We start from the raw sequence: 23,023 nt of genomic DNA, 5'->3' as shown, positions 1-23,023 counted from the left end.
TGAAGCCGGTCCTACACTAATCTTCGAATTGAATGGGGCATTTGTCCGCCCCTTCCAGCTTTTGCAGCTCTTCGATGACTTGCGGCCGCGCGCGGCGCAGGGTCAGGGTGCGGTCGTGAAGGCGCAAGCGGCGGGCCTCCTGATGCAGCATCTCGACGCCTGAATAGTCGATGAAGTTGATCTGCTGCGCGTCGATCACCACATGTTTGCCTTCAGTGCGTTGCAGGCGCGTTTGCAGGTAGTGGCTGGCGCCGAAAAAAATCGAACCGCCGACGCGCATGATGTCTTCATCGCCATCGCGCCACTGCTGCACGCGGGGTTGCGAGGTGCGTTTGAGGTAAAAGAATAACGAGGCCAGCACCCCCGCATAAATCGCCGTTTGCAGCTCCAGCAACAGCGTCGCCAGGCAGGTCAGCGCCATCACCAGAAACTCCGCACGGCTGACCCGGAACAACGCGCGGATACCGCGCCGATCAATCAGGCCCCAGCAAATCAGCAGGATCGACGCCGCCATGCTCGGGATCGGAATGTGCGAAATCAACGACGCGCCCGCCACCGCGAACAGCGCAACCCATAACGCGGAAAACACGCCAGCCAATGGCGACCTCGCCCCGGCTTCGAAACTCAGCGCGGCGCGGGTGAACGACCCGGCCGACAGATAACCGGAGAACAGCGCGCCGACCATGTTCGACAGGCCTTGCGCGCGGACTTCCTGATTGGCGTCGAGTAACTGCTGCGAGCGCGACGACAGCGAGCGGGCAATCGACAGGCTGTTGACCAGCCCGAGCATGCCCACGGCAACGGCGCTCGGCAGCAATTTAAGGATCAGCTCCAGGTCCAGCGGCAGCGGGCTGAACGGCGGCAAGTGGCCAACGAACGCGCTGACGGTTTTCACATGGCCGAACATCGCCGGCCACAGCCAGACCAGCAGGCTGGCCGATACCAGAGTGATCAGCAGCGTTGGCCAGCGTGGCACCATAATCTTCAGGCCGACGCCCAGGGACAGGGTCAGCAGTCCAAGAATCAGCGACGTTTTATCGATTTCGCCCCGATGATCAAGCACGGCCATCAGGCTATTGAGCGCTGTGGTCTGGCTGGGCAGGTCGATGCCCAGCAGGTTTGGCATTTGCCCCAGGGCAATGACCACCGCTGCGCCGAGGGTGAAGCCCAGCACTACGGAATGCGAGACGAAATTGACCAGCGCGCCAAAACGCAGCATGCCCAGCAACAGCTGGAAAACCCCGGCAATGAACGTCAGTAACAGGATCAGGCCGATGTAGTCCTGACTGGCCGGAACCGCCAGCGGGCTGATGCTGGCGTAGAGCACGATGGAAATCGCAGCGGTCGGTCCGCAGATCAGATGCCAGGATGAACCCCATAAACACGCGATCAGCACCGGAACGATAGCGGCGTACAAACCGTATTCAGGCGGCAGGCCGGCGATCAAGGCGTAAGCGATGGATTGCGGCAAGGCCAGAACCGCCCCGCTCAACCCCACCACGGCATCGCGGCCCACGCTGGCGCGGGTCTGCCGGGGGAGCCAGGCGAGAAAAGGCAGGAATGTGTGGCGATTGAGCCAACCCATGAAACTCTCTTAAAAGGATTGCAGGACAGCTGTAGGAGCCAACTTGTTGGCGAGGTTCCTGTGTATGCAGGATTATCGCCTCGCGAACAAGTTCGCTCCTACGTTTACAACGTCGCCTTCACCGCCGGCAACGCCTCTTTGTCATCGATGGTTTTCACGCCGTCGAGCCACTTGTCCAGCACCGCTGGGTTGGCTTTGATCCAGGCTTTGGCAGCAGCGGCATTGCTGACCTTGTTATTGGTCACGTCCGCCATGATGCTGTTTTCCATGTCCTGAGTGAACGTCAGGTTAGTCAGCAGCTTGCCCACGTTCGGGCAGGCGGCAGCGTAGCCTTTACGGGTCAGGGTGTGAACCGTGCCGGTGTCGCCGAAATATTTTTCGCCGCCCTTGAGGTAATGCATGCCCTTGATCTGCACGTTCATCGGGTGCGGCGTCCAGCCGAGGAAGGTCACGAACGTGCCTTTCTTCACGTTGCGATTCACTTCGGCGAGCATTGCCTGCTCGCTGGACTCGACCAGCTTCCAGCCGCCCAGATCAAATTCGTTTTTCTTGATGATTTCCTGCAACGACAGGTTCGCCGGAGCGCCCGAGCCGATGCCGTAAATCTTCTTGCCGAACTTGTCGGCGAATTTGTTCAGGTCGGCGAAGTTATGCACCCCGGCATCCCAGACGTAGTCCGGCACGGCGAGGGTGAATTCGGTGCCGTCGAGGTTTTTTGACAATTGCGTTACATCGCCGGTGGCGACGAACTTGTCGTAGAAGCCCTGCTGCGCCGGCATCCAGTTGCCCAGGAAGACGTCGATCTTGCCGTCCTTCAGGCCGCCGTAAGCAATCGGCACCGCCAGCGTGTCGACTTTGGCCTTGTAGCCCATGCCTTCGAGCAGGATACCGGCGATGGCGTTGGTAGCAGCGATATCGCTCCAGCCTGGGTCCGCCATCTTCACGGTGCTGCAGCTCTCATCGGCAGCAAACGCCGACCAGCTGCTCAAAGCCATGACACCAACCGCAAGTGTTGTGGATAACGTCTTCATTAACTTCCCCTATGTTTTCGTTTTTTTGGGCAGAGTCAAGGTTGTGGATAACGTGCCTTGCGCTCCAGATCGTCTAGATCGATATGGTTGCGCATGTACTGCTGACTGGCGTCTACCAGCGGCTGGTGATCCCAACTCTTCAGCTTGCCGAGTGCCAGCGACTCAGCGACAAAGCGCCGCCGGCGTTGGCTGGCGAGCACCTGGTGGTGTATCGCCGGTATATCCCACTTGGCCCGTGCTTCGGCCAGGAAGTCATTGAACAGTTGCTGGTGAGCGGCCGATTGGCTCAGCTCTTCCCGCTCTTTTGGATCGTTATGAATATCGAACAGCAGGCACGGGTCCTGCTCCGAATAAATGAATTTGTACGCGCCGCGCCGGATCATCATCAACGGGCTGTTGGTGCCTTCGGCCATGTATTCGCCGAACACCTCATCATGCCCGCCTTCACCGATCAAATGCGGTAGCAGAGAACGGCCATCCAGCGGCAAGCCTTCGTTGAGTTCACCTTCAGCCATGGCCACGAAGGTCGGCAACAGGTCGGCGGTGGACACCGCTGCCGTCACCCGCCCGGCTTTGAATTGGCCCGGCGAATAAACCAGCATCGGCACCCGCGCCGACATCTCGAACCAGTGCATTTTGTACCAGAGGCCACGCTCGCCGAGCATGTCGCCGTGATCGCCGGAGAACACGATGATCGTGTCTTCAGCCAGGCCGCATTCTTCAAGGGTCTGCACCAGCTTGCCGACGTTGCTGTCGATGTAGCTGCACGCACCGAAATAAGCCCGACGCGCATCGCGAATCTTGTCATCCGGCAGCGGTTTGTCCCACAGATCATAGACTTTCATCAGGCGCTGGGAATGCGGGTCCTGATCGGCTTGATCCGGCTGGAATTCCGGCAGCGGGATTTCGTCGTCGCTGTACAGATCCCAGAACGGTTTCGGGATGGTGTACGGATCGTGGGGATGGGTCATGGAAACCGTCAGGCAAAACGGCTGGTCGCCATCGTTGCGCACGTGATCGAACAGATACTGCTGGGCCTTGAAGACCACTTCTTCGTCGAAGTCCAGCTGATTGGTGCGCACGCACGGCCCGGCTTGCAGCACCGACGCCATGTTGTGATACCAGGTCGGGCGCACGTCCGGCGCGTCCCAGTTCACCGACCAGCCGTAATCGGCCGGATAGATGTCGCTGGTCAGGCGTTCTTCGTAGCCGTGCAGTTGATCCGGGCCGCAGAAGTGCATCTTGCCGGACAACGCCGTCTTGTAGCCCAGGCGCCGCAGGTAATGCGCGTAAGTCGGGACATCCGCCGGGAAGTCCGCCGCGTTGTCATAGGCGCCGATCTTGCTCGGGAGCTGGCCGCTCACCAGAGTGAAACGCGATGGCGCACACAGCGGGCTGTTGCAGTAAGCAGCGTCAAACACCACGCCTTCAGCGGCGAGGCGACTCAAATTGGGCATTTTGACTGGAGATGAAGCGTAGAACGGCAACATCGGCGCGGCCATTTGATCGGCCATGATAAAAAGTATGTTTTTGCGCTTCATGTAGTTCGCGGCATCCCATAGTGAATATTTATGCGAAAGTGCTGCGCTTGAGGATGAGACCCATGGGGTTTAAGGTAAAGCCCACGCAAAACAATACCTAGGATAAGCCCAGCTTATGTTTGAAGCGCTTGGTGATATGTCGCTGGATCTGCTTCGCGCGTTCGAAGCCGCCGCCCGTTTGCGTAGTTTTACCGCTGCGGCAATCGAGCTGGGCACCACGCAGCCCGCCGTCAGCCAGCAGATCAAGCGCCTTGAAGAACAGCTGGCGACGCGGTTGTTCGACCGCATCTATCGCGGCATCGAACTGACCGAAGCGGGCGAAGTACTGTTCAGCCATGTGCAGACCGGATTGCAGTCGATGGACAGCGGCCTGGTCGCGATCACCCATCAGAGCCAGCACGAGGTGTTGCAGGTCGCCACCGACTTCGCCTTCGCCGCCTATTGGCTGATGCCGCGCCTGCACCGCTTTCATAAGGCCAATCCGGATGTGGACGTCAGCCTGGTCACCAGCGAACGCACGCACAACATGTTGCGCGCCGATATCGACGTGGCGATCCTGTTTGGCGACGGGCGTTTCAAGCAAGGCGAAAGTCGCTGGCTGTTCAGCGAGGAAGTGTTCCCGGTGTGCAGCCCGCAATTGCTGGCCGGTCGCGAGCCGCCACTGCCTACCGACGTGCTGCGCGAGTTTCCGCTGCTGCACTTGCGTGGCGAAGGCAGCAGCAACTGGTTCGACTGGGCGGGCGTGTTCCGCGCCCTGAACATCCCGCAGGCCCCGGCGCCCGGTCAGTTGCGCTTCGACAACTACACGCTGTTGATCCAGGCGGCGATTGCCGGGCAAGGCGTGGCCATCGGCTGGCGGCATCTGGTCGACGCGCTAATTGATCAAGCGCTGCTCTGCCGACCCATTGCCGCTTCGGCGATTTCCGGTTTCGGCTATTACGTCGTCCTGCCGCAACGCAAACGCCGGGTGCAGGTGGTACAGCAATTCGTCGATTGGCTGGCCAGCGAACAAGCGCGCAGCGGTGATGACTTGGCGGGACGGCCGTTGCCTTCGATTGCGGTGTGATGCCGGATAAATACCGCCTTGAGTTTGAATACATCCCGTAAGACCGGCTTTAGCCGGGAGCTAGCCGGTACATTCGCGACAGTTGCGTCGTCAGACCTTCTGCCCTCCCGGCTGAAGCCGGTCCTACGGGATGCTGTGTGCTGCGTCGCGGTGCAAGCGAACTGTAAATGTCACACCAAAAAATTCACCAACTCGCGTACATGCAGATTCAGACGCAACTCATCGGCGATCCCGGCGGCTACCCGGGCGAGGCGCTCCAGGGGTTCGGCCAGGCCGGGTTCGAGGCTGCTGCTGACCTGGCTGAAATGCTCGATGCTCAAGCCCGCCACGCCTTGGGGCGCGTTGACCAGTGTCCAGCTAACGTCGCTGGCGCGCAGGGATTGGAACATTGGCAGGGAGTCGTCCATGTCGGCAAAATCACTCACCAGAATCAAGCGCTTGCTGTCCATGCGCTGCATGCCGGCGAGCAAGGTTTGCGTGGCGCGCGTCTGTTCCTGAACATCCAGATCGCGGTCAGCCTGGTCATGTTCAGCGCCGACCGGCAAGACCTTGGCATCCAGCAGACAAATCACCGCTGAGCTGCCCGCTATGCTTTCACTGACGCGCTCGGCATCGAACAGGCTGCCGACTTTGGTGCGCAGTCCCGGCCTTGGCGCGAGGGCGTTCAAGTCGTCGAGAATGGCGATGACTTCATGCTGACGGCGCAGCATTTCAGCCATCAGCGCGCTGCCCAGGCTGCTGATCGCGCCGAACAGGACGATTTTTATGACAGGTGTTTCTGCATTCTTCATAGGAATTGATCCAGGTCTGTGGATAACTCACGCAAAGATTCAGACTCGCAGCGGTATGCAGCGTTCAGCCAATTTCCAGGGGAGACCAGGTAAATGCCAGAGATTCAGGGCTATCACGCCCATGTCTATTTCGACGCAGACACCATCGAACAGGCCCGCGCCTTATGTGAGGCGGCGGCTGAGCGATTTGGTGTGCAGATGGGGCGGATTCACGAGCGGCTGGTCGGCCCGCATGTGGACTGGAGCTGCCAGCTGGCTTTTGATCACGGGCAGTTCGCGGACTTGATGCTGTGGCTGTCGCTCAATCGGCAGGGTTTGGTGGTGCTGATCCATCCGCTGACCGGTGATGACCTGGCGGACCATACCGAGCACGCAATCTGGATGGGTGCCGTGCGGCCGCTGGATGTGGGGATGTTCAAGCGTTGATGAAATGAATACTCCATAACCCGGCAGAAGGGACTTGTCCCCGAGAAAAGGCGAGCAGATCCGGCCTCTGTGTCGACCGACATGGCGCCTTCCCGGACAAGTCCGGTCCTACCGAGCAACCCGGTAGGAGGGGAATTGTCCCCGAGGAGGCCTCAGATAATCAGTTCAGAACACCGTCCAGAATCGCATACACAATCCCGGTGCCCCCGGCGATCAGCACGATGTCGGTGCCGGTGCGGCGCCATTCGTAGCCTTCGTAATGCGGCAGGTGTTGCAGCGAGCGCGCGTCGAGGCGTTTGCCGTAGCCTGGTGGCAGGCGATGGCCTTTGACCACATGGATGTTCGGCGGCAGCGGCTTGCCTCGGCCGATCACGTCACGGTGTTGCTGAATGGTGTGACGCACGTCATCAAAATTCTCGGGCGGGCGATTGCCGCCACGGTTGTCCTGATGCGCCTGCTGCTGCGGACGGTTGTCGTTACCGCGGTTGTTGTTGTTCTTGCCGTTGCCCTGATCGTGTCCGCCATTGTTCTGCGGACCCTGGCCTTGTTGCTGGCCCGGGCGATTATCGTCATGGTCACCGCGCTGATCTTGCGGCGCTGCTTGCAACAGCGGACTGGCGCTGATCATCAAGATGCCCAGCCCTGCAATCAAACGGTTCGGCAGTTTCATGTGTTGCTCCTGGATAATTCAAGTCAGCAAAAAGGGGTTCAAGGCATCAGCCTTGAACCCCTTTGCCTGACTACTTGGAACCTGCGCCAGGGCGTTGATTCCTTTGTATCAGGAACTTTACCTTTAGCCGATTCGAGCGTTGCGCACGCCTTGCGACAGCGCGGCGCACAAGCTCAATACGCCATCCACCGCCTGCTCCGGCGAAGCGGCATTGGCGATCTGATCAACCAGTGCCGAACCCACCACAACACCGTCAGCCAGACGCGCGATGGCGGCGGCTTGCTCGGGGGTGCGGATGCCGAAACCGACGCAAATCGGCAGGCTGGTATGGCGATGCAAGCGTTCGATGGCGCCTTCGACGTGTTGCGTGGTGGCCGAACCTGCGCCCGTCACACCGGCAACCGAAACGTAGTAGACGAAACCGGAGCTGCGCTCCAGCACGCGGGGCAGGCGCACGTCGTCGGTGGTTGGCGTGGTCAGACGAATGAAGTCGATGCCCGATGCCTGAGCCGGAGTCGCCAGTTCGGAGTCATGCTCAGGCGGCAGGTCAACAATGATCAGGCCATCAACGCCCGCTTGCCTGGCTGCGGCGACAAAGGCCTCTACGCCAAACCGGTGAATCGGGTTGTAGTAACCCATCAGCACGATTGGCGTGGTCTGGTCGTCGACGCGGAACTCTTCAACCATCTTCAGGGTTTTCGGCAGTGTCTGCCCGGCGTCCAGCGCGCGCAGCGTGGCTAGCTGAATGGCAACGCCGTCCGCCATCGGATCGGTGAAGGGCATGCCCAACTCGATCACGTCAGCGCCCGCCGCTGGCAAGCCCTTGAGGACTTTCAGCGAAGTGTCGTAGCCAGGGTCGCCAGCGGTGATGAAGGTCACCAGCGCGGCACGGCCTTCGGTTTTCAGCTGGGCAAAGCGTTGTTCGAGGCGGCTCATGCCAGGATCTCCTGATTCTTTTCAGCGGCGGCCATGTGATTCATGACGGTTTGCATGTCTTTGTCGCCACGCCCGGACAGGCACACCACCATCAGGTGATCGTCGCGCAGATTGGTGGCGCGCTTCATGGCTTCAGCCAGGGCGTGGGCGGTTTCCAGGGCCGGGATGATGCCTTCGAGCAGGCAGCAATGATGGAAGGCTTCGAGGGCTTCTTCATCGGTGATGCTGACGTATTCGACACGCTTCACTTCATGCAGGAAGGCGTGTTCCGGGCCGATGCCTGGGTAATCCAGACCGGCGGAAATGGAGTGCGCGTCGGTGATCTGGCCGTCGGTGTCTTGCAGCAGGTACGTGCGGTTGCCGTGCAGCACGCCGGGAACCCCGCCGTTCAGGCTGGCCGCGTGCTTGTCGGTGTCCACGCCGTGACCGCCGGCTTCGACGCCGATGATTTCCACGCTGGCGTCATCCAGGAACGGATGGAACAGGCCCATGGCGTTGGAACCGCCACCGACGCAAGCGATGAGACTGTCCGGCAGGCGGCCTTCCTTCTCCTGCATCTGCACTTTGGTTTCCTTGCCGATGATCGACTGGAAGTCGCGGACCATGGCCGGATACGGGTGCGGACCGGCAACAGTGCCGATCAGGTAGAACGTGTCATCGACGTTGGTCACCCAGTCGCGCAATGCTTCGTTCATGGCGTCTTTCAGGGTGCCGGTGCCGGAAGTCACCGGCACGATTTCAGCGCCCAGCAACTTCATGCGAAAGACGTTGGCCTGTTGGCGCTCGATGTCGGTGGCGCCCATGTAGATCACGCACGGCAGACCGAAACGCGCCGCAACGGTGGCCGTCGCCACGCCGTGCATGCCCGCGCCGGTTTCGGCGATCAGGCGTTTTTTGCCCATGCGCATGGCCAGCAGCACCTGGCCGATGCAGTTGTTGATCTTGTGCGCGCCGGTGTGATTGAGCTCTTCGCGCTTGAAGTAGATTTTCGCGCCGCCGCAGAACTCGGTCAGGCGTTCAGCGAAATACAACGGGTTCGGGCGACCGATGTAGTCGCGCTGGAAGTAGGCCAGTTGCTCAAGGAATTCAGGGTCAGCCTTGGCGGCTTCGTACTCGCGGTTCAGATCGAGAACCAGCGGCATCAGGGTTTCTGCAACGTAGCGGCCACCGAAGGAGCCGAACAGGCCGTTTGCATCTGGGCCTGCACTGAATTTGGACTGGGTCATGGGACCTCCAGGTCGTTGAGCGAATGAGGGAGCCGAATCGGCAATGAACACACTTTAACCAGCGCCAGCCCGGATGAAAACCGATAAGATCAACACAACCTGTCAGGAAAACTCACAGATATCATGAGCCGCGACCTTCCTCCCCTTAACGCCTTGCGCGCCTTTGAAGCGACAGCACGTCTGAACAGCGTCAGTCAGGCGGCTGAACAGCTGCACGTTACGCACGGTGCCGTCAGCCGTCAGCTGAAAGTCCTTGAAGAACACTTGGGCGTGGTGCTGTTTATCAAGGACGGACGTGGCCTGAAACTCACAGATGCCGGGGTTCGGCTGCGAGACGCCAGCAGCGATGCTTTTGACCGCCTGCGCAGCGTCTGCGCTGAATTGAGTCAGGGCGGTGCAGAGGCGCCGTTCGTGCTGGGTTGTTCGGGAAGCTTGCTGGCGCGCTGGTTCATCCCGCGTCTAGGCCGACTGAATGCCGAGCTGCCGGATCTGCGCCTGCATTTATCGGCTGGGGAAGGCGATCTTGATCCGCGTCGTCCCGGGCTCGACGCGCTGCTGATTTTTGCCGAACCGCCATGGCCGGCGGACATGCAGGTCTTCGAACTGGCCAGCGAACGGATCGGCCCGGTCTTGAGTCCGCGTTTCGCGCACTTTGAGCATATGCGGGAGGCACCGGCCAAGGCGTTACTCGACGAGGCCTTGCTGCAAACCACATCGCGCCCGCAAGCCTGGCCCAGCTGGGCACAGCAAAACGGCATCGATCCGCAGGATTTGCGATACGGGCAAGGTTTTGAGCATTTGTATTATTTGCTGGAAGCGGCCGTTGCGGGCCTGGGTGTTGCGATTGCACCTGAACCCTTGGTTGCAGATGACCTTAAGGCGGGACGCCTGGTGGCACCGTGGGGTTTCAGTGAAACCCCGGCGCAACTGGCGTTGTGGGTTCCCAAACGTGCCGTTGACGGGCGCGCTCAATCACTAGCGAAGTGGCTAAAAAATGAGCTGAGGCGTTCGGGGAACCCGCAATAGCAACCAATCAGTTACCGCGTTTGCACAGCAGGTAAGCGGCCAGCAGGCCGACTGCACCAACGGCTACACCAGCGGTAGTCCATGGGTGTTCTTGAGCGTAGTCACGGGTGGCAACGCTGGTTTCGCGAGTCTTGACCTTGACGTCTTCGTACACGTCGCTGAGCAGGCTGCGCGAATGGCTCAGGGCACTTTCGGCGTTGGCTTTGAGGCTTTTCAGTGTTCTGCGCGACTCGTCCGATGCGTCCGATTTCAGGCTTTCCAGGGACTTGAGCAGACTTTCGATTTCCGCTTCCATGCTTTTCAACGAGGCTTTGCTAAGTGAATTACTAGCCATGATGTTTCTCCTGCAAGGTGAGTGGCGTGTGTTGTTTCCGACTACGGCGTTTTGAGAAAGTGCGGTGCGGTTTTCGTAAATCGCTGAACTTTTCCGCAAAATTTCCCCACAGAGGTATGGAGCGCGATCACTGCTACGCTCGTAATGACCCCTTAGGAGAACTGCCATGACTGATCACCACACGTACAAGAAGATCGAGCTGGTTGGCTCGTCGACCACCACTATCGAAGACGCGATCAACAACGCTCTGGCCGAGGCCAGCAAAAGCCTTCAGCACCTGGAGTGGTTTGAAGTCCTGGAAACCCGTGGTCACATCGAAGACGGCAAGGTCGCCCACTATCAGGTCACCCTCAAAGTCGGTTTTCGCATCGTCAATAGCTGATCCGGCCTGAACTTTTACGCTGGCGCAATGCCATAAACTCCGCCCGCTGTCGCGAAATCGTTGGCGTGGCTCATGTATTCAGGTCCTTCCAGGTGCTGTTTAGTGTGCTGAAGCGACCTGTTTTGGCTGACGAAGGAGTGAGACCAATGAAGAAGTTACTGTTGGCGGTAGGTTTGTTGAGCATTGCGGGTACCACCATGGCTGCCGGCAAGTCCTGTGATGACGTGAAAGCGGACATCGACGCAAAGATCCAGGCCAAAGGCGCTACGTCCTACACGCTTGAAGTCGTCGAAATAGGCAGCGTGACCGACAAGAAAGTTGTCGGCAGCTGTGAAGGCGGCACCAAGGAAATCGTGTATCAGCGCGGCTGATCTGATTGCAGAAACAAAAAAAGACCCGACTATCCCGTAGGACCGGCTTCAGCCGAGAGGGCGCTCTCCCGGCTGAAGCCGGTCCTACGGGATGAACTGCGCTCTCCCGGCTGAAGCCGGTCCTACGGGATTGAACTGCGTGCTCCCGGCTGAAGCCGGTCCTACGGGTTACCCCCGCGCAGTCTCGGCGAGGATTTCATACGAGCGCAGCCGATCGGCGTGGTCGTACATGTCGCAGGTGAAGATCAGCTCATCCGCGTCGGTCTGTTCCAGCAGCACATCCAGCTTGGCGCGGATTTTTTCCGGGCCGCCGACCATCGCCAGACCGAGGAAATCACCCACCGCTTCGCGCTCATGGGGCAACCACAGGCCTTCCATGCTCTTGACCGGTGGACGCTGCATCAGCGACTGGCCACGCATCAGCGCCAGGATGCGCTGATAGACCGACGTCGCCAGGTATTCGGCGTGCTCATCGGTGTCAGCGGCGGCCAAGGGAATCCCGAGCATCACGTACGGCTTGTCGAGCACCGCCGAAGGCTGGAAGTGATTGCGATAGACGCGAATCGCTTCGTGCATGTAACGCGGGGCGAAGTGCGAGGCGAAGGCGTAGGGCAACCCGCGCTGGCCTGCCAGTTGCGCGCTGAACAGACTCGAACCCAGCAACCAGATCGGCACATTGGTGCCCGAACCCGGCACCGCGATCACGCGCTGATCCGGGGTGCGCGGGCCCAGGAATGCTGTCAGCTCACTGACGTCTTCGGGGAAGTCATCGGCGCTGCCGGAGCGTTCACGGCGCAGGGCGCGGGCGGTTTGCTGATCGGAACCGGGCGCGCGGCCCAGGCCCAGATCGATGCGGTCCGGATACAGGCTCGCCAGGGTGCCGAACTGTTCGGCGATCACCAGTGGCGCGTGATTGGGCAGCATGATGCCGCCAGCGCCGACACGAATGGTCGACGTGCCGCCCGCCAGATAGCCCAGCAGCACGGCGGTGGCGGAACTGGCGATGCCATCCATGTTGTGGTGCTCGGCCACCCAGAAGCGGTTGTAACCGAGTTTTTCGACGTGTTGCGCCAGATCCAGCGAGTTGCGCAAGGATTCGGCGGGGCCTTTGTCGTGGCGCACGGGCACCAGGTCCAGGACTGAGATTTTTACATCGGCAAGACGTTTCATAGGCCGCTACATCTCCTCATCAGTGGTTTTGCAGGCCTGGCCCATGACGCGCGCAGATGACCAAAAGCCCGCAGCTGTGAATGAAAATGAGGGCATATGCTCCAGATTCAATGCCCAGCGAGGAAATATCCTACTAAATAACTAGGTTTTTCCTCTACGTTGAACTTTATAAAGCCAGCTATCCTCAGAACCTTCGTCCATGTGCGAAACCTCGCACGTATCCATGAGGAGACATCATGAGCATCGTCAAGAAAGCATCCGCCCATTGGGAAGGTGACCTGAAAACCGGTATCGGCAGCATCTCGACTGAAACCGGCGTTCTGCGCGAAGCCCCATATGGCTTCAAAGCCCGTTTCGAAGGCGGCAAAGGCACCAACCCTGAAGAATTGATCGGTGCAGCTCACGCAGGCTGCTTCTCCATGGCGCTGTCGATGATTCTGGGCGGCGAAAACCTCACCGCTGAAAGCATCGACACCACCGCTGACGTGACCCTCGACCAGGTCGAAGGTGGCTTCGCCATCACTGCGGTACACCTGACCCTGAAGGCTAAAGTGCCGGGCGCAACCCAGGAGCAGTTCGACAAACTGACCGCCATGGCCAAAGAAGGCTGCCCGGTGTCCAAAGTGCTGAACGCCAAAATCACCCTGGACGCTACGCTGGTCAGCTAACTGATCCCGCTGCATCCAATGACCCGCTCGGTTGAACCGACCGGGTCATTTTTTTAGCCTTCGACGTCCATCATCCAGTGCCGACGCACTTGCCGACGCTGCCAGTGCGAGTTGTATTGGCGACTCTCGCGGGTGTGAGCAAACAGCTGGCAACCGCCCTCCTCGGCCTCACCCAGCCGGAACGTGCGGCTTGCGCCGATCGCTTCCTTGTCAGAGCCATAGAACGCGATCACCCGGACTTCCAGCCCGGTAAACGTCCAGCCTTCGCCCGGCAGGTGGCCCTGCATCGGGATCGCGTGAAGCGTCGCCAGGCGTTGAATCAACGCGCCGAACGTGCCGATATGGGTGAAATCCCCGGTCCCCAGCGGGCCCTGGCGCGTGGCGTTGTGCAGCACCAGATCCTGATCGATTTCTCCTTTGCTCTCTTCGCGAATGTCGGTGACGTCGCAGCACAGCCGACCCTGATTGGTGTCGAGCAGCAGCACGAGTTGATTGATGAAGATCGGTTCGGCGCTCATGTTGCTGATCAGGCACAGCGAGCCAATGCCCTTGCCAGCGCCGCGATTGATGATGATGCGCGGCCTGCGCTGGCGACGATAATTGTTCAAGAGTAACTGTGCGTACATGACCCAGACGATCAGCGTACCGATGCTGATCATGACCGTCAGAGCGTCTTTATATTGGATAACCCACTGGATGAAAGAGGAATTCATTACTACTCGCTGTCAGATGATCGTCCCGCTGTGATAGATCAAAGCAGCAGAAGTTCGACCCGCGCGACCAACGTAGAACGAACTTGCATGGGCGCCTTGAGGTCTATGAAACACTGCAGCGCTGGCGCGGTAATCTGCCTGATGTCCCGTTGCGGACCGTATCGAAGGAGTCGAGCATGAAACGTTTTGCATTAGCCGTGATAGGGACAGTAATGGCCACCAGTGTCCTGGCTGCACCTAAATCCTGCGAAGAGCTGAAGGCCGAGATCGAAGCCAAGATCCAGGCCAACAATGTCAGTTCCTATACGCTGGAAATCGTCAGCAATGACGAAGTCCACGATCAGAATATGGTCGTCGGAACGTGCGACAACGGCACGAAAAAGATCATCTATCAGAAAAATGATCGCTAGATGCAGTTTGATTCCTCTTGCTCGACCAGCTCGTTGCGCTGCGCGTCGAACAGCCAGGCGGTGATGGAGTTGTGCATGGAGCGCACCTCGATCATGTAGCGCTGCCCCGCCGCGAAATGGTCGTATTTCAGGTCGATGTAGCAGGTCAGCTCGGTAAAATCGTCGCTCATCGCGCTGAAACCGCCGTAGTTGATTTCGTAGTCGTAGCGCACCTGCAGCTTGTGGCTGCCGGGCGGGACCTGAAAATAGCGGCCGTCGTAGGTGGTCACGCCGTCGACTTTGTCGGCCATCACCAGCTTGCCGGTGAGGGTGCGCATATCGACCCACGCTTGTTGCGGGTCCACCGCGGGCATGGGGCCAGCACATCCGGTCAGGGCAGTCAGGGCGAGGATCAGCGAAAGGTAGCGCATGGTTGGCTCCGTATGGACGGACAGCGATGATAGTTGCGCAACGGCAGTGCTGTCCGGCATAACGCGTGATGTTTCGAATGTTGAGGCGGTCCATGCCAAGTATTACCCTTTCCCGCCTGGGGCGCAGCTTGCCTTTGGTGGCGCTGCTGTTACTCGGCGGCTGTTCCAGCGTCAATTATTACGACCAGTTAGTGAGCGGTCAGTTGCAGCTGCTACGCGCCAGGCAGCCGGTGTCGGATGTCATCGCCGACCCGATGCGCAGCCCGCGCCTGCGCCAGCTGCTGGAGCATTCGCAACAAGCCCGGACCTTCGCCAGCCGTCAGTTGCACTTGCCGGACAATCGCAGCTATCGCCTGTATGCCGATCTGGGCCGACCGTATGTGGTCTGGAATGTGTTTGCCACGGACGAGTTCTCGCTGGACCCGATCACCCATTGTTTTCCGATTGCCGGATGCGTGGCCTATCGCGGCTATTACAGCGTTGGCGGCGCACGAGGCGCGGCGGCGTTGCAACGTCAGGCCGGACAGGACGTGTATGTCAGCGGCGTCGAGGCTTATTCGACCCTGGGCTGGTTTGACGATCCGATCCTCAGCTCCATGCTGGGCTGGGGCGATGAACGTCTGGCGACCTTGATCTTCCACGAGCTGGCGCACCAGCAGTTCTACGTGAAGGACGACAGCGAGTTCAACGAGTCCTTCGCCAGCTTTGTCGAGCAGGAAGGCACCCGCCAATGGCGCGCCGCACGGGGCTTGCCTGCCGAGCGCCTGTCGCAATCCCGGCAGCGCGATCAATTCACCCAGTTGGTGCTCGACACCCGGGAACGCCTCAAGCGGCTTTACCGCCAGCCCTTGAATGCCGAGCAGATGCGCGAAGGCAAAGCGGCGGAATTCGAATTGCTGCGCCACACCTACCGCGCATTGCGCGATAGCCAGTGGGCGGGCGACAAGCGCTATGACGCGTGGATCAATGCGCCGCTGAACAATGCGAAGCTGCTGCCTTTCGGACTGTACGACCAATGGGTGCCAGCGTTTGCCGCGCTGTTCAAACAGGTCGATGGAGATTGGCCGGCGTTTTACGCGGCGGTGGAGCGATTGGGGGGGGTGCCGATGGCGGAGCGTAGAGCCCGGTTGCAAATGCTGATTCCGATCAACCCGTAGGAGCCAACTTGTTGGCGAGGCATTTAACCTGTGTGAACAGAATTATTGCCTCGCCAACAAGTTGGCTCCTACAGATCGGATCGCGGGATGCCAGCTTATTTCAGCCCGGACATCTTCTGGATGGCGCCTTTGAGATCGTCATCCGAGCAATCGGCACAGGTGCCTTTTGGCGGCATGGCGTTGATGCCGGTAATCGCCTTGGCCAGCAGGCCGTCAACACCGCCTTCTTTGTCGGCGCGGGTTTTCCAGGCGGCAGCGTCACCGATTTTCGGCGAGTTCAGCAGACCGGTGCCGTGACAGGCATTGCAGTGCTTGGCGATAACATCATCCGGCGACTTGGCACCACCGGCGCCACCCGCTGAAGCCACGACTTCCATCCCTGCGCATTCCTTGCCCTGAACGCAAACCTGGCCCACCGGCTCCAGCCGTTTAGCGATTTCGTCATTGGTTGCTGCCTGAGCGGTGAACGCCCAAAAAGTCAACGTAGCAGCAACTGCCAGAATCTTATTAGTTAGGTTCACGCTTACACCCTCATGGTGACTATTCACGCCCGCAGCCACGGTTTAGCAGGCGGGCGCAAGTATAGCGTTTAGCCTGTCAGTCCGAAACACCCTTATAACAAGAAGGGTTATTCCCTGACAGTCTAGCGTTTCCGGCGCATTTGTCGTTGTCCCGTAACTACGGGGCAATCCGTGCGCTCATATTAGAAGTTGGCCGGTGTAGCTGCGCTGATTAGTCGCGCCGGAACATCGAACGGGTTGCGAAAACGATGCGGCTTTGTGCTCTCGAAATAATAGCTGTCGCCTGCTTCGAGAATATACGTATCCAGGCCGACCACCAGTTCCAGTCGTCCTTCGACGAGGATGCCGGTTTCCTCACCTTCATGAACCAGCATCTCAACGCCCGTATCGGCACCCGGCGGATAAATTTCGTTCAGAAACGCGATTGAGCGGCTCGGATGCGCCTTGCCCACCAGTTTCATGGTGACCGCGCCGTCCGAGATATCGATCAGCTCGCTGGCCTTGTAAACCACTTGCGTCGGATTTTCTTGCTCAAGCTCTTCAGAAAAGAACTCAACCATGGACATCGGAATACCGCCGAGTACTTTGCGCAGGGAACTGATCGATGGGCTTACGCTGTTTTTTTCGATCATGGAGATCGTGCTGTTGGTCACGCCGGCTCGTTTGGCGAGTTCGCGCTGGGACAGGCCCTTGAGCTTACGAATGGATTGCAGTCGTTCACCGACGTCCAATGCGGCAGTCCCCCTGTTTCAGTCTGATTAAGGTCGAGATGAACGCCATGATGGCAACAGCGTTCAGTATTTACAACACTTCGACCGGCGAGGGACTGACTGAGGAGACTAGCGGCTTGGCGGGACGGGGCATCAGGCGTTCTGATAGAGCCTTGGCACCCGACGCAGGTTGCAGAAAATCCGATAGGGGATCGTGCCAGCGCGGGCAGCGACATCACTGGCCAGCACGTTCTTGCCCCACAGCTCGACACGACTGCCCAGCCCGGCTTGGGGCAAATGGGTCAGGTCGACGCACAGCATGTCCATGGACACCCGGCCCAACAGCTGGCTCGGATGGCCGTCAATCCAGACCGGCGTGCCGGTGGGTGCTTCGCGTGGATAGCCGTCGGCATAACCCATGGCGACCACGCCGACACGACTGGCGCGCTCGGTAATAAACGCCGCGCCATAGCCGACCGGTTCACCGGCAGGCAATTCACGCACGCAGATCACTTTCGATTCCAGGGTCATGACCGGCTGCAACTGATCGGCCAATACGTTCGGCTGATCGAAGGGTGTCGCGCCATAGAGCATGATGCCGGGGCGAACCCAGTCGCTGGGCATGTTCGGCCAGCCAAGCACGGCCGGCGAATTGCGCAGGCTGATTTCGGCAGCCAGACCCTGACGCGCGGCTTCGAACACCGCCAATTGGTCCTGGCTGCATGGATTGTCCAGTTCGTCGGCACGGGCGAAGTGACTCATCAGGACGATCTTCGCCACTTTGCCGCTGGCCAGCAGGCGATGATAACCGGCGCGGAAATCCTTGGGGTGCAGGCCAACACGATGCATGCCCGAATCCAGCTTGAGCCAGACCATGATCGGCTTGCGCAAGTTGGCCTGTTCGATGGCTTCCAGCTGCCACGTCGAATGCACCACGCACCAGAAATCGTGCTCGACGATCAGCGCCAACTCATCGGCTTCGAAAAAGCCTTCCAGCAGCAGGATCGGCGCGCGAATCCCGGCTTCACGCAATTCCAGCGCTTCTTCGATACAGGCCACGGCGAAACCGTTGGCTTCGGCCTCCAGGGCCTGGGCAACTTGCACGGCGCCATGACCATAGGCATCGGCCTTGATCACCGCGAGCGCCTTGGCGCCCGTGGCCTGGCGGGCGAGCTGGTAGTTGTGACGCAGGGCTTGAAGATCGATTAAGGCGCGAGCTGGACGCATGATGGGCATCTGATAGTAGGTTGAGACTGTTGGACGCTGGCGTTGGACCGGCTTTAGCCGGGAAGGCCATTGACGCCTTCGTGACTAAAGTCGCTCCTACAGCGCGGTTCGCGGACAAGCCACGCTCCAACGGATGTGTTGCTTACGGCAATGCGGCAATCACGGACAACTCCACCAGAATTTCCGGCTCGCAGAGTTTGGCTTCAACCGTGGCCCGCGCGGGCGCGACGCCTTTTGGCAGCCAGGTGTCCCAGACGCTGTTCATGCCAGCGAAGTGGGCGTCGATGTCTTTCAGGTAGATCGTCACTGACAGGATGCGGCTTTTGTCAGTGCCGGCCAGATCCAGCAAGCGCTCGATGCTGTTGAGCGTCTCGCGGGTCTGCTGTTCGATCCCGGCAGACAGGTCGTCACCCACTTGACCGGACAGGTACACGGTGCCGTTGTTGACCACGACCTGGCTCATGCGCTCGTTAGTGAGCTGGCGCTGGATTGACATGTTGGGCGATCTCCTTGGTACTGCCATAGCGATAGATATTCAAGCCTTCGGCGCTGATCTGCGGCGTTTTGCGCGAGATCAGATCGGCCAGCAAACGGCCCGAACCGCAGGCCATCGTCCAGCCCAGCGTGCCGTGGCCGGTATTGAGGAACAGGTTGCTGAACGGCGTGGCGCCGACAATCGGCGTGCCGTCCGGCGTGGTCGGACGCAGCCCGGTCCAGAAACTGGCCTGGGTCAGATCACCGCCCTGAGGATAGAGGTCGCCCACGATCATCTCCAGCGTTTCGCGCCGACGAGGATTGAGCGACAGATCGAAACCGGCGATTTCCGCCATGCCGCCGACGCGGATGCGGTTGTCGAAACGGGTGATCGCAACCTTGTAGGTCTCGTCGAGAATCGTCGACGTCGGCGCCATGGCCGGATTGGTGATCGGCACGGTCAGCGAGTAACCCTTGAGCGGATAAACCGGTGCCTTGATGCCCAACGGCTTGAGCAGCTGCGGCGAGTAACTGCCCAGCGCCAGCACGTAGCGGTCAGCGGTTTCCAGCTTGCCGTCGATCCATACGCCATTGACGCGGTTGCCGGCAAAATCGATGCGTTCGATGGACTGATTGAAGCGGAACTCGACGCCCAGGTTCACCGCCATCTCGGCGAGACGCGTGGTGAACAGCTGGCAATCGCCGGTCTGGTCGTTGGGCAGACGCAAGGCGCCAGCGAGAATATCGGTGACGCTGGCCAAGGCCGGTTCAACCCGGGCGATGCCGGCGCGGTCGAGCAGCTCGTAAGGCACGCCGGACTGTTCGAGCACGGCAATGTCCTTGGCGGCGTTATCCAGTTGCGCCTGGGTGCGGAACAGTTGAGTGGTGCCCAGCGTGCGGCCTTCGTAGGCAATGCCTGTTTCAGCGCGCAGTTCATCAAGGCAATCGCGGCTGTATTCAGACAGGCGAACCATGCGCTCTTTATTCACTGCATACCGGCTGGCGGTGCAATTGCGCAGCATTTGCGCCATCCACAGGTATTGATCGATATTGGCCGTGGCCTTGATCGCCAGAGGCGCGTGGCGTTCCAGCAGCCATTTGATGGCCTTGAGCGGCACACCCGGCGCAGCCCAGGGCGATGCATAACCCGGCGATACCTGGCCGGCGTTGGCAAAACTGGTTTCCATGGCCGCCGCGGGCTGGCGGTCGACAACGGTGACCTCATAGCCTGCACGCGCCAGATAATAGGCACTTGTCGTACCGATCACACCACTACCAAGGACCAGAACGCGCATGTCGATGACCTCATCGCGGATATCCGCTGACGTTTTGAAGTTTTAAGCAAGGATGTGTGCAGTATATGCAGCATCTGGCAGTGCTTTTCACCATATAAACGCCTATATTCGGCGGAAATTCTCGGTAAAGAACGCTTTGCTAGAGGGGGTTTCCCTTGCGAACGGAACATCAGTCAAAACGTGAGCTGGACAAGATCGATCGCAACATTCTGCGCATCCTTCAGGCCGATGGCCGAATTTCGTTCACCGAGCTGGGCGAACGCGTCGGATTGTCCACTACGCCGTGCACGGAGCGGGTCCGCAGGCTGGAACGTGAAGGCATCATCATGGGCTACAACGCCCGGCTCAACCCGCAGGCGCTCAAAGCCAGCCTGCTGGTTTTCGTCGAAATCAGCCTGGATTACAAATCCGGCGATACCTTCGAAGAATTCCGCCGCGCCGTGCTCAAATTGCCCCATGTGCTGGAATGCCATCTGGTGTCCGGCGACTTCGATTACCTGGTCAAGGCGCGCATTTCGGAGATGGCGTCCTATCGCAAACTGCTGGGCGACATCCTCCTCAAACTCCCCCACGTGCGCGAATCCAAAAGCTACATCGTGATGGAAGAGGTGAAGGAGAGTTTGAATTTGCCGATTGCGGAGTGAGAACAGCAGACTTGGAATGCATTCCTACGGTGTTCGATTACACCAACACCTGCCGCGTCGACGCCATGTACGCGTGAATCTGCTTCTCGACCCGTGGATGGATCAGCTCCACGGGGCGGCGGCCGTTGGGGCATGGCAGTGTCGGCGTGGTGCCGAACAGGCGACAGATCAGCGGGCGCTCGTCGTACACGGTGCAGCCGTTGGGGCCCAGATGCACGCAGTTGAGTTCATCCATGGCCGCTTCCTGCTCGGCTGCCGTCTTGCGCGGCAAGCGGGACATTTCTTCCGGCGACGTCGTCACCGGCCCGCAGCAGTCATGACAGCCAGGAACGCACTCGAAAGACGGAATCTGCTGACGCAGCGAGCGGATTTTCTGACTGTTGCAGCTCATTGGATCGATTACCCCGTGTGAATGGGCGCGATTTTGCCTCAGTTGCCCACCTCATGACAGCGCCGTCGGACCGATCCTTGCCCAGGCTTGAAGCTGCGGCTTATCCTCCGTGAAGTTTTTCAAACACCGCCAACGGAACCCACGCCATGGACGCCCGCGCCCGACCCTCTGCCGCGACCGGTCAACACGCCGCTTCTTATTATGCCGCCAGCAGCCATCCGCAGCCGGATCATCCGTTGTTGCAAGGCGAGTTGCAGGCCGACGTGTGCGTGGTGGGCGGCGGGTTTTCCGGGCTTAACACTGCCATAGAACTGGCCGAACGCGGCCTGAGCGTCGTGTTGCTTGAAGCGCACAAGATCGGCTGGGGCGCGAGCGGGCGTAATGGCGGTCAACTGATTCGTGGTGTCGGCCACGGCCTTGAGCAGTTCGCCAATGTGATCGGCAACGACGGCGTGCGCCAGTTGAAACTGCTGGGGCTGGAAGCCGTGGAGATCGTGCGCCAGCGCGTCGAGCGCTACGCCATCGATTGCGATCTGACCTGGGGTTATTGCGACCTGGCCAACAAACCGCGTGATCTGCTCAGTCTGACCGCAGACGCCGAAGAGCTGCGCAGCCTCGGTTATCGCCATCATCTGCAACTGCTGCAAGCCAGCGAAATGCACAGTGTGGTCGGTTCTGATCGGTATGTCGGCGGCATGATCGACATGGGCTCCGGGCATTTGCATCCGCTGAACCTGGCGCTGGGTGAAGCGGCGGTGGCGAAGACATTGGGCGTTCGGTTGTTCGAACACTCGGCGGTCACCCGCATCGACTACGGCCCGCAGGTCAAGGTGCACACCGCCCAAGGCTCGGTCGCTGCCAAGACCCTGGTGTTGGCCTGCAATGCTTACTTGAACGACCTCAACCCGCAGTTGAGCGGCAAGATCCTGCCCGCTGGCAGCTACATCATCGCCACCGAACCCTTGAGCGACGCTCAGGCTCATGAGCTATTGCCGCAAAACATGGCGGTGTGCGACCAGCGCGTCACGGTGGATTATTTCCGGCTCTCGGCGGATCGCCGGTTGTTGTTCGGGGGTGCCTGTCATTATTCCGGGCGTGATCCTCAGGACATCGCGGCTTATATGCAGCCCAAGATGCTTCAGGTGTTCCCGCAATTGGCCGGGGTGAAAATCGATTACCAATGGGGCGGCATGATCGGCATCGGTGCCAACCGCCTGCCGCAAATTGGCAAGCTGGCGGATCAGCCCAACGTGTATTACGCCCAGGCGTATGCCGGACATGGCCTGAACGCCACGCATCTGGCCGGCAGGTTGTTGGCCGAAGCCATCGCCGGGCAGCACAGCGCGGGTTTCGATTTATTCGCCAAAGTTCCACACATGACCTTCCCTGGCGGCAAACACCTGCGCTCGCCGCTGCTGGCGTTGGGGATGTTGTGGCATCGGTTGCTGGAGTTGCGCTGAAAGTCCATGAATTGGAATTCATCCCGCAGGACCGGCGTCAGCCGGGAGAATGCCCTCCCGGCTGACGCCGGTCCTACGGGTTTTCATGTTTCCATGGTTGTAGGGCCAGCTGTCACTCTCTCCAGAACGGCTTCAACCCTTCCGTCCTGGCTTGCCCCGGCGTGACGCCAATGTCCTGCAACTCATCCGCGGTCAGGTTCAGCAGCATTTTGCGTGACGTCCAGCGATGGCCATACAGAGCCCAGCGACTCAGCTTGGGTGCGCAGGCTGTCTTGACGACAACTGCTTGCCCTTCACTCAGTTCCTGGCTGTAAAGCGCCAACCGCACATCACTGAACCCGTTCATTGGTCAAACCCTCATCACGTTGTCTGTGGCTACATGATGGCG

General features: G+C 59.7%; 28 protein-coding genes. 10 read left to right on the top strand and 18 right to left on the bottom strand.

Annotation, left to right across the window (positions count from 1 at the left end; all coding sequences use genetic code 11):
* Window positions 1-16: 16 nt before the first annotated feature.
* The 3 genes from CFII64_RS16805 to betC form a co-directional block, all read right to left on the bottom strand.
* Window positions 17-1,585, bottom strand: coding sequence for a SulP family inorganic anion transporter (locus CFII64_RS16805; RefSeq protein WP_020292008.1), 1,569 nt, complete (start codon window positions 1,583-1,585; stop codon window positions 17-19).
* Between the two features lie 104 nt (window positions 1,586-1,689).
* Entirely contained in the window at window positions 1,690-2,616 is a 927-nt protein-coding gene (gene choX / locus CFII64_RS16800) for a choline ABC transporter substrate-binding protein (protein ID WP_020292007.1), read from the bottom strand.
* A gap of 35 nt (window positions 2,617-2,651) precedes the next feature.
* Complete coding sequence (gene betC / locus CFII64_RS16795) at window positions 2,652-4,157, bottom strand: choline-sulfatase (protein WP_020292006.1); 1,506 nt, start codon at window positions 4,155-4,157, stop codon at window positions 2,652-2,654.
* A 115-nt stretch (window positions 4,158-4,272) separates the two neighbouring features.
* On the opposite strand from betC, the gene CFII64_RS16790 reads away from it, so the two are divergent.
* Window positions 4,273-5,223, top strand: coding sequence for a LysR family transcriptional regulator (locus tag CFII64_RS16790; RefSeq protein ID WP_020292005.1), 951 nt, complete (start codon window positions 4,273-4,275; stop codon window positions 5,221-5,223).
* Window positions 5,224-5,393: 170 nt separating this feature from the next.
* On the opposite strand, the gene CFII64_RS16785 is transcribed toward CFII64_RS16790, so the two are convergent.
* On the bottom strand, window positions 5,394-6,014 hold the full coding sequence (locus tag CFII64_RS16785; RefSeq protein ID WP_020292004.1) for an NAD(P)-dependent oxidoreductase: 621 nt from the start codon (window positions 6,012-6,014) through the stop codon (window positions 5,394-5,396).
* Between the two features lie 93 nt (window positions 6,015-6,107).
* Between CFII64_RS16785 and CFII64_RS16780 the strand changes: the two genes are divergently transcribed.
* Window positions 6,108-6,440, top strand: a complete 333-nt coding sequence (locus CFII64_RS16780; protein ID WP_020292003.1) for a DOPA 4,5-dioxygenase family protein — start codon at window positions 6,108-6,110, stop codon at window positions 6,438-6,440.
* A 160-nt stretch (window positions 6,441-6,600) separates the two neighbouring features.
* Here the strand turns inward: CFII64_RS16780 and CFII64_RS16775 are convergent, their stop codons facing one another.
* The 3 genes from CFII64_RS16775 to trpB form a co-directional block, all read right to left on the bottom strand.
* Complete coding sequence (locus tag CFII64_RS16775) at window positions 6,601-7,110, bottom strand: anti-virulence regulator CigR family protein (protein WP_020292002.1); 510 nt, start codon at window positions 7,108-7,110, stop codon at window positions 6,601-6,603.
* A gap of 123 nt (window positions 7,111-7,233) precedes the next feature.
* Window positions 7,234-8,046 carry a tryptophan synthase subunit alpha gene (gene trpA / locus CFII64_RS16770; protein ID WP_020292001.1) on the bottom strand — a complete coding sequence of 271 codons (813 nt, stop codon included), beginning with the start codon at window positions 8,044-8,046 and terminating at the stop codon, window positions 7,234-7,236.
* Window positions 8,043-9,272, bottom strand: coding sequence for a tryptophan synthase subunit beta (gene trpB / locus CFII64_RS16765; RefSeq protein WP_020292000.1), 1,230 nt, complete (start codon window positions 9,270-9,272; stop codon window positions 8,043-8,045). Before trpB ends, trpA begins: the two co-directional genes overlap by 4 nt.
* Window positions 9,273-9,395: 123 nt before the next feature.
* Between trpB and CFII64_RS16760 the strand changes: the two genes are divergently transcribed.
* On the top strand, window positions 9,396-10,298 hold the full coding sequence (locus CFII64_RS16760; RefSeq protein ID WP_020291999.1) for a LysR family transcriptional regulator: 903 nt from the start codon (window positions 9,396-9,398) through the stop codon (window positions 10,296-10,298).
* 7 nt (window positions 10,299-10,305) lie between these two features.
* On the opposite strand, the gene CFII64_RS16755 is transcribed toward CFII64_RS16760, so the two are convergent.
* Window positions 10,306-10,632 carry a YqjD family protein gene (locus tag CFII64_RS16755; protein ID WP_020291998.1) on the bottom strand — a complete coding sequence of 109 codons (327 nt, stop codon included), beginning with the start codon at window positions 10,630-10,632 and terminating at the stop codon, window positions 10,306-10,308.
* Between the two features lie 166 nt (window positions 10,633-10,798).
* Here CFII64_RS16755 and CFII64_RS16750 point away from each other — a divergent pair, with 166 nt between their 5' ends.
* Both CFII64_RS16750 and CFII64_RS16745 read left to right on the top strand, forming a co-directional pair.
* Entirely contained in the window at window positions 10,799-11,014 is a 216-nt protein-coding gene (locus CFII64_RS16750) for a dodecin (RefSeq protein ID WP_020291997.1), read from the top strand.
* Window positions 11,015-11,160: 146 nt separating this feature from the next.
* Complete coding sequence (locus CFII64_RS16745) at window positions 11,161-11,385, top strand: DUF1161 domain-containing protein (protein ID WP_020291996.1); 225 nt, start codon at window positions 11,161-11,163, stop codon at window positions 11,383-11,385.
* Window positions 11,386-11,553: 168 nt separating this feature from the next.
* Here the strand turns inward: CFII64_RS16745 and CFII64_RS16740 are convergent, their stop codons facing one another.
* The gene (locus CFII64_RS16740) at window positions 11,554-12,555 is read right to left on the bottom strand and encodes an LLM class flavin-dependent oxidoreductase (RefSeq protein ID WP_020291995.1); all 1,002 of its coding nucleotides are present in this window, start codon (window positions 12,553-12,555) and stop codon (window positions 11,554-11,556) included.
* Between the two features lie 236 nt (window positions 12,556-12,791).
* On the opposite strand from CFII64_RS16740, the gene CFII64_RS16735 reads away from it, so the two are divergent.
* The gene (locus CFII64_RS16735) at window positions 12,792-13,223 is read left to right on the top strand and encodes an OsmC family protein (RefSeq protein ID WP_020291994.1); all 432 of its coding nucleotides are present in this window, start codon (window positions 12,792-12,794) and stop codon (window positions 13,221-13,223) included.
* A gap of 53 nt (window positions 13,224-13,276) precedes the next feature.
* Here the strand turns inward: CFII64_RS16735 and CFII64_RS16730 are convergent, their stop codons facing one another.
* Entirely contained in the window at window positions 13,277-13,936 is a 660-nt protein-coding gene (locus tag CFII64_RS16730; RefSeq protein WP_020291993.1) for a hypothetical protein, read from the bottom strand.
* A gap of 176 nt (window positions 13,937-14,112) precedes the next feature.
* On the opposite strand from CFII64_RS16730, the gene CFII64_RS16725 reads away from it, so the two are divergent.
* The gene (locus tag CFII64_RS16725; RefSeq protein ID WP_020291992.1) at window positions 14,113-14,346 is read left to right on the top strand and encodes a DUF1161 domain-containing protein; all 234 of its coding nucleotides are present in this window, start codon (window positions 14,113-14,115) and stop codon (window positions 14,344-14,346) included.
* On the opposite strand, the gene CFII64_RS16720 is transcribed toward CFII64_RS16725, so the two are convergent.
* A complete protein-coding gene (locus CFII64_RS16720; protein WP_020291991.1) occupies window positions 14,343-14,756 on the bottom strand; it encodes a hypothetical protein in 414 nt (137 codons plus the stop codon). The genes CFII64_RS16725 and CFII64_RS16720 overlap by 4 nt on opposite strands.
* Before the next feature lie 92 nt (window positions 14,757-14,848).
* Between CFII64_RS16720 and CFII64_RS16715 the strand changes: the two genes are divergently transcribed.
* Window positions 14,849-15,913: an aminopeptidase gene (locus tag CFII64_RS16715; RefSeq protein ID WP_020291990.1), complete on the top strand. Its 1,065-nt coding sequence runs from the start codon at window positions 14,849-14,851 to the stop codon at window positions 15,911-15,913.
* 95 nt (window positions 15,914-16,008) lie between these two features.
* Here the strand turns inward: CFII64_RS16715 and CFII64_RS16710 are convergent, their stop codons facing one another.
* The 5 genes from CFII64_RS16710 to dadA form a co-directional block, all read right to left on the bottom strand.
* Window positions 16,009-16,434, bottom strand: a complete 426-nt coding sequence (locus tag CFII64_RS16710) for a cytochrome c5 family protein (RefSeq protein ID WP_044901448.1) — start codon at window positions 16,432-16,434, stop codon at window positions 16,009-16,011.
* Window positions 16,435-16,616: 182 nt separating this feature from the next.
* Window positions 16,617-17,165 carry a cupin domain-containing protein gene (locus CFII64_RS16705; protein ID WP_020291988.1) on the bottom strand — a complete coding sequence of 183 codons (549 nt, stop codon included), beginning with the start codon at window positions 17,163-17,165 and terminating at the stop codon, window positions 16,617-16,619.
* Window positions 17,166-17,297: 132 nt separating this feature from the next.
* On the bottom strand, window positions 17,298-18,371 hold the full coding sequence (alr, locus tag CFII64_RS16700) for an alanine racemase (RefSeq protein WP_020291987.1): 1,074 nt from the start codon (window positions 18,369-18,371) through the stop codon (window positions 17,298-17,300).
* 142 nt (window positions 18,372-18,513) lie between these two features.
* The gene (locus CFII64_RS16695; RefSeq protein WP_020291986.1) at window positions 18,514-18,867 is read right to left on the bottom strand and encodes a RidA family protein; all 354 of its coding nucleotides are present in this window, start codon (window positions 18,865-18,867) and stop codon (window positions 18,514-18,516) included.
* The gene (gene dadA, locus CFII64_RS16690; RefSeq protein ID WP_020291985.1) at window positions 18,842-20,140 is read right to left on the bottom strand and encodes a D-amino acid dehydrogenase; all 1,299 of its coding nucleotides are present in this window, start codon (window positions 20,138-20,140) and stop codon (window positions 18,842-18,844) included. Before dadA ends, CFII64_RS16695 begins: the two co-directional genes overlap by 26 nt.
* Window positions 20,141-20,295: 155 nt before the next feature.
* Here dadA and CFII64_RS16685 point away from each other — a divergent pair, with 155 nt between their 5' ends.
* Window positions 20,296-20,784: an Lrp/AsnC ligand binding domain-containing protein gene (locus tag CFII64_RS16685; protein ID WP_020291984.1), complete on the top strand. Its 489-nt coding sequence runs from the start codon at window positions 20,296-20,298 to the stop codon at window positions 20,782-20,784.
* Between the two features lie 37 nt (window positions 20,785-20,821).
* Here the strand turns inward: CFII64_RS16685 and CFII64_RS16680 are convergent, their stop codons facing one another.
* Window positions 20,822-21,175, bottom strand: coding sequence for a YkgJ family cysteine cluster protein (locus tag CFII64_RS16680; RefSeq protein WP_020291983.1), 354 nt, complete (start codon window positions 21,173-21,175; stop codon window positions 20,822-20,824).
* A 146-nt stretch (window positions 21,176-21,321) separates the two neighbouring features.
* Here CFII64_RS16680 and CFII64_RS16675 point away from each other — a divergent pair, with 146 nt between their 5' ends.
* Window positions 21,322-22,635, top strand: a complete 1,314-nt coding sequence (locus CFII64_RS16675; RefSeq protein ID WP_020291982.1) for an FAD-binding oxidoreductase — start codon at window positions 21,322-21,324, stop codon at window positions 22,633-22,635.
* A gap of 112 nt (window positions 22,636-22,747) precedes the next feature.
* Here the strand turns inward: CFII64_RS16675 and CFII64_RS16670 are convergent, their stop codons facing one another.
* Window positions 22,748-22,981, bottom strand: a complete 234-nt coding sequence (locus tag CFII64_RS16670; RefSeq protein ID WP_020291981.1) for a DUF1127 domain-containing protein — start codon at window positions 22,979-22,981, stop codon at window positions 22,748-22,750.
* Window positions 22,982-23,023: the final 42 nt, after the last annotated feature.

It is taken from the genome of Pseudomonas sp. CFII64, assembly GCF_000416235.1.
GTDB lineage: Bacteria > Pseudomonadota > Gammaproteobacteria > Pseudomonadales > Pseudomonadaceae > Aquipseudomonas.
The sequence above is the reverse complement of the archived record's forward strand: the minus strand, read 5'-3'. Positions and strand labels throughout refer to the sequence as shown.

Bases quoted from the DNA above. Each gene is read 5' to 3' on its own strand.
- alr (WP_020291987.1), bottom strand. From the start codon at position 18,371: ATGCGTCCAGCTCGCGCCTTAATCGATCTTCAAGCCCTGCGTCACAAC.
- CFII64_RS16775 (WP_020292002.1), bottom strand. From the start codon at position 7,110: ATGAAACTGCCGAACCGTTTGATTGCAGGGCTGGGCATCTTGATGATC.
- CFII64_RS16680 (WP_020291983.1), bottom strand. From the start codon at position 21,175: ATGAGCTGCAACAGTCAGAAAATCCGCTCGCTGCGTCAGCAGATTCCG.
- CFII64_RS16715 (WP_020291990.1), top strand. From the start codon at position 14,849: ATGCCAAGTATTACCCTTTCCCGCCTGGGGCGCAGCTTGCCTTTGGTG.
- CFII64_RS16735 (WP_020291994.1), top strand. From the start codon at position 12,792: ATGAGCATCGTCAAGAAAGCATCCGCCCATTGGGAAGGTGACCTGAAA.
- CFII64_RS16805 (WP_020292008.1), bottom strand. From the start codon at position 1,585: ATGGGTTGGCTCAATCGCCACACATTCCTGCCTTTTCTCGCCTGGCTC.
- betC (WP_020292006.1), bottom strand. From the start codon at position 4,157: ATGAAGCGCAAAAACATACTTTTTATCATGGCCGATCAAATGGCCGCG.
- CFII64_RS16720 (WP_020291991.1), bottom strand. From the start codon at position 14,756: ATGCGCTACCTTTCGCTGATCCTCGCCCTGACTGCCCTGACCGGATGT.
- dadA (WP_020291985.1), bottom strand. From the start codon at position 20,140: ATGCGCGTTCTGGTCCTTGGTAGTGGTGTGATCGGTACGACAAGTGCC.
- CFII64_RS16750 (WP_020291997.1), top strand. From the start codon at position 10,799: ATGACTGATCACCACACGTACAAGAAGATCGAGCTGGTTGGCTCGTCG.
- CFII64_RS16790 (WP_020292005.1), top strand. From the start codon at position 4,273: ATGTTTGAAGCGCTTGGTGATATGTCGCTGGATCTGCTTCGCGCGTTC.
- CFII64_RS16745 (WP_020291996.1), top strand. From the start codon at position 11,161: ATGAAGAAGTTACTGTTGGCGGTAGGTTTGTTGAGCATTGCGGGTACC.
- CFII64_RS16730 (WP_020291993.1), bottom strand. From the start codon at position 13,936: ATGAATTCCTCTTTCATCCAGTGGGTTATCCAATATAAAGACGCTCTG.
- trpB (WP_020292000.1), bottom strand. From the start codon at position 9,272: ATGACCCAGTCCAAATTCAGTGCAGGCCCAGATGCAAACGGCCTGTTC.
- choX (WP_020292007.1), bottom strand. From the start codon at position 2,616: ATGAAGACGTTATCCACAACACTTGCGGTTGGTGTCATGGCTTTGAGC.
- CFII64_RS16670 (WP_020291981.1), bottom strand. From the start codon at position 22,981: ATGAACGGGTTCAGTGATGTGCGGTTGGCGCTTTACAGCCAGGAACTG.
- CFII64_RS16780 (WP_020292003.1), top strand. From the start codon at position 6,108: ATGCCAGAGATTCAGGGCTATCACGCCCATGTCTATTTCGACGCAGAC.
- CFII64_RS16675 (WP_020291982.1), top strand. From the start codon at position 21,322: ATGGACGCCCGCGCCCGACCCTCTGCCGCGACCGGTCAACACGCCGCT.
- CFII64_RS16755 (WP_020291998.1), bottom strand. From the start codon at position 10,632: ATGGCTAGTAATTCACTTAGCAAAGCCTCGTTGAAAAGCATGGAAGCG.
- CFII64_RS16760 (WP_020291999.1), top strand. From the start codon at position 9,396: ATGAGCCGCGACCTTCCTCCCCTTAACGCCTTGCGCGCCTTTGAAGCG.
- CFII64_RS16785 (WP_020292004.1), bottom strand. From the start codon at position 6,014: ATGAAGAATGCAGAAACACCTGTCATAAAAATCGTCCTGTTCGGCGCG.
- CFII64_RS16725 (WP_020291992.1), top strand. From the start codon at position 14,113: ATGAAACGTTTTGCATTAGCCGTGATAGGGACAGTAATGGCCACCAGT.
- CFII64_RS16695 (WP_020291986.1), bottom strand. From the start codon at position 18,867: ATGTCAATCCAGCGCCAGCTCACTAACGAGCGCATGAGCCAGGTCGTG.
- trpA (WP_020292001.1), bottom strand. From the start codon at position 8,046: ATGAGCCGCCTCGAACAACGCTTTGCCCAGCTGAAAACCGAAGGCCGT.
- CFII64_RS16740 (WP_020291995.1), bottom strand. From the start codon at position 12,555: ATGAAACGTCTTGCCGATGTAAAAATCTCAGTCCTGGACCTGGTGCCC.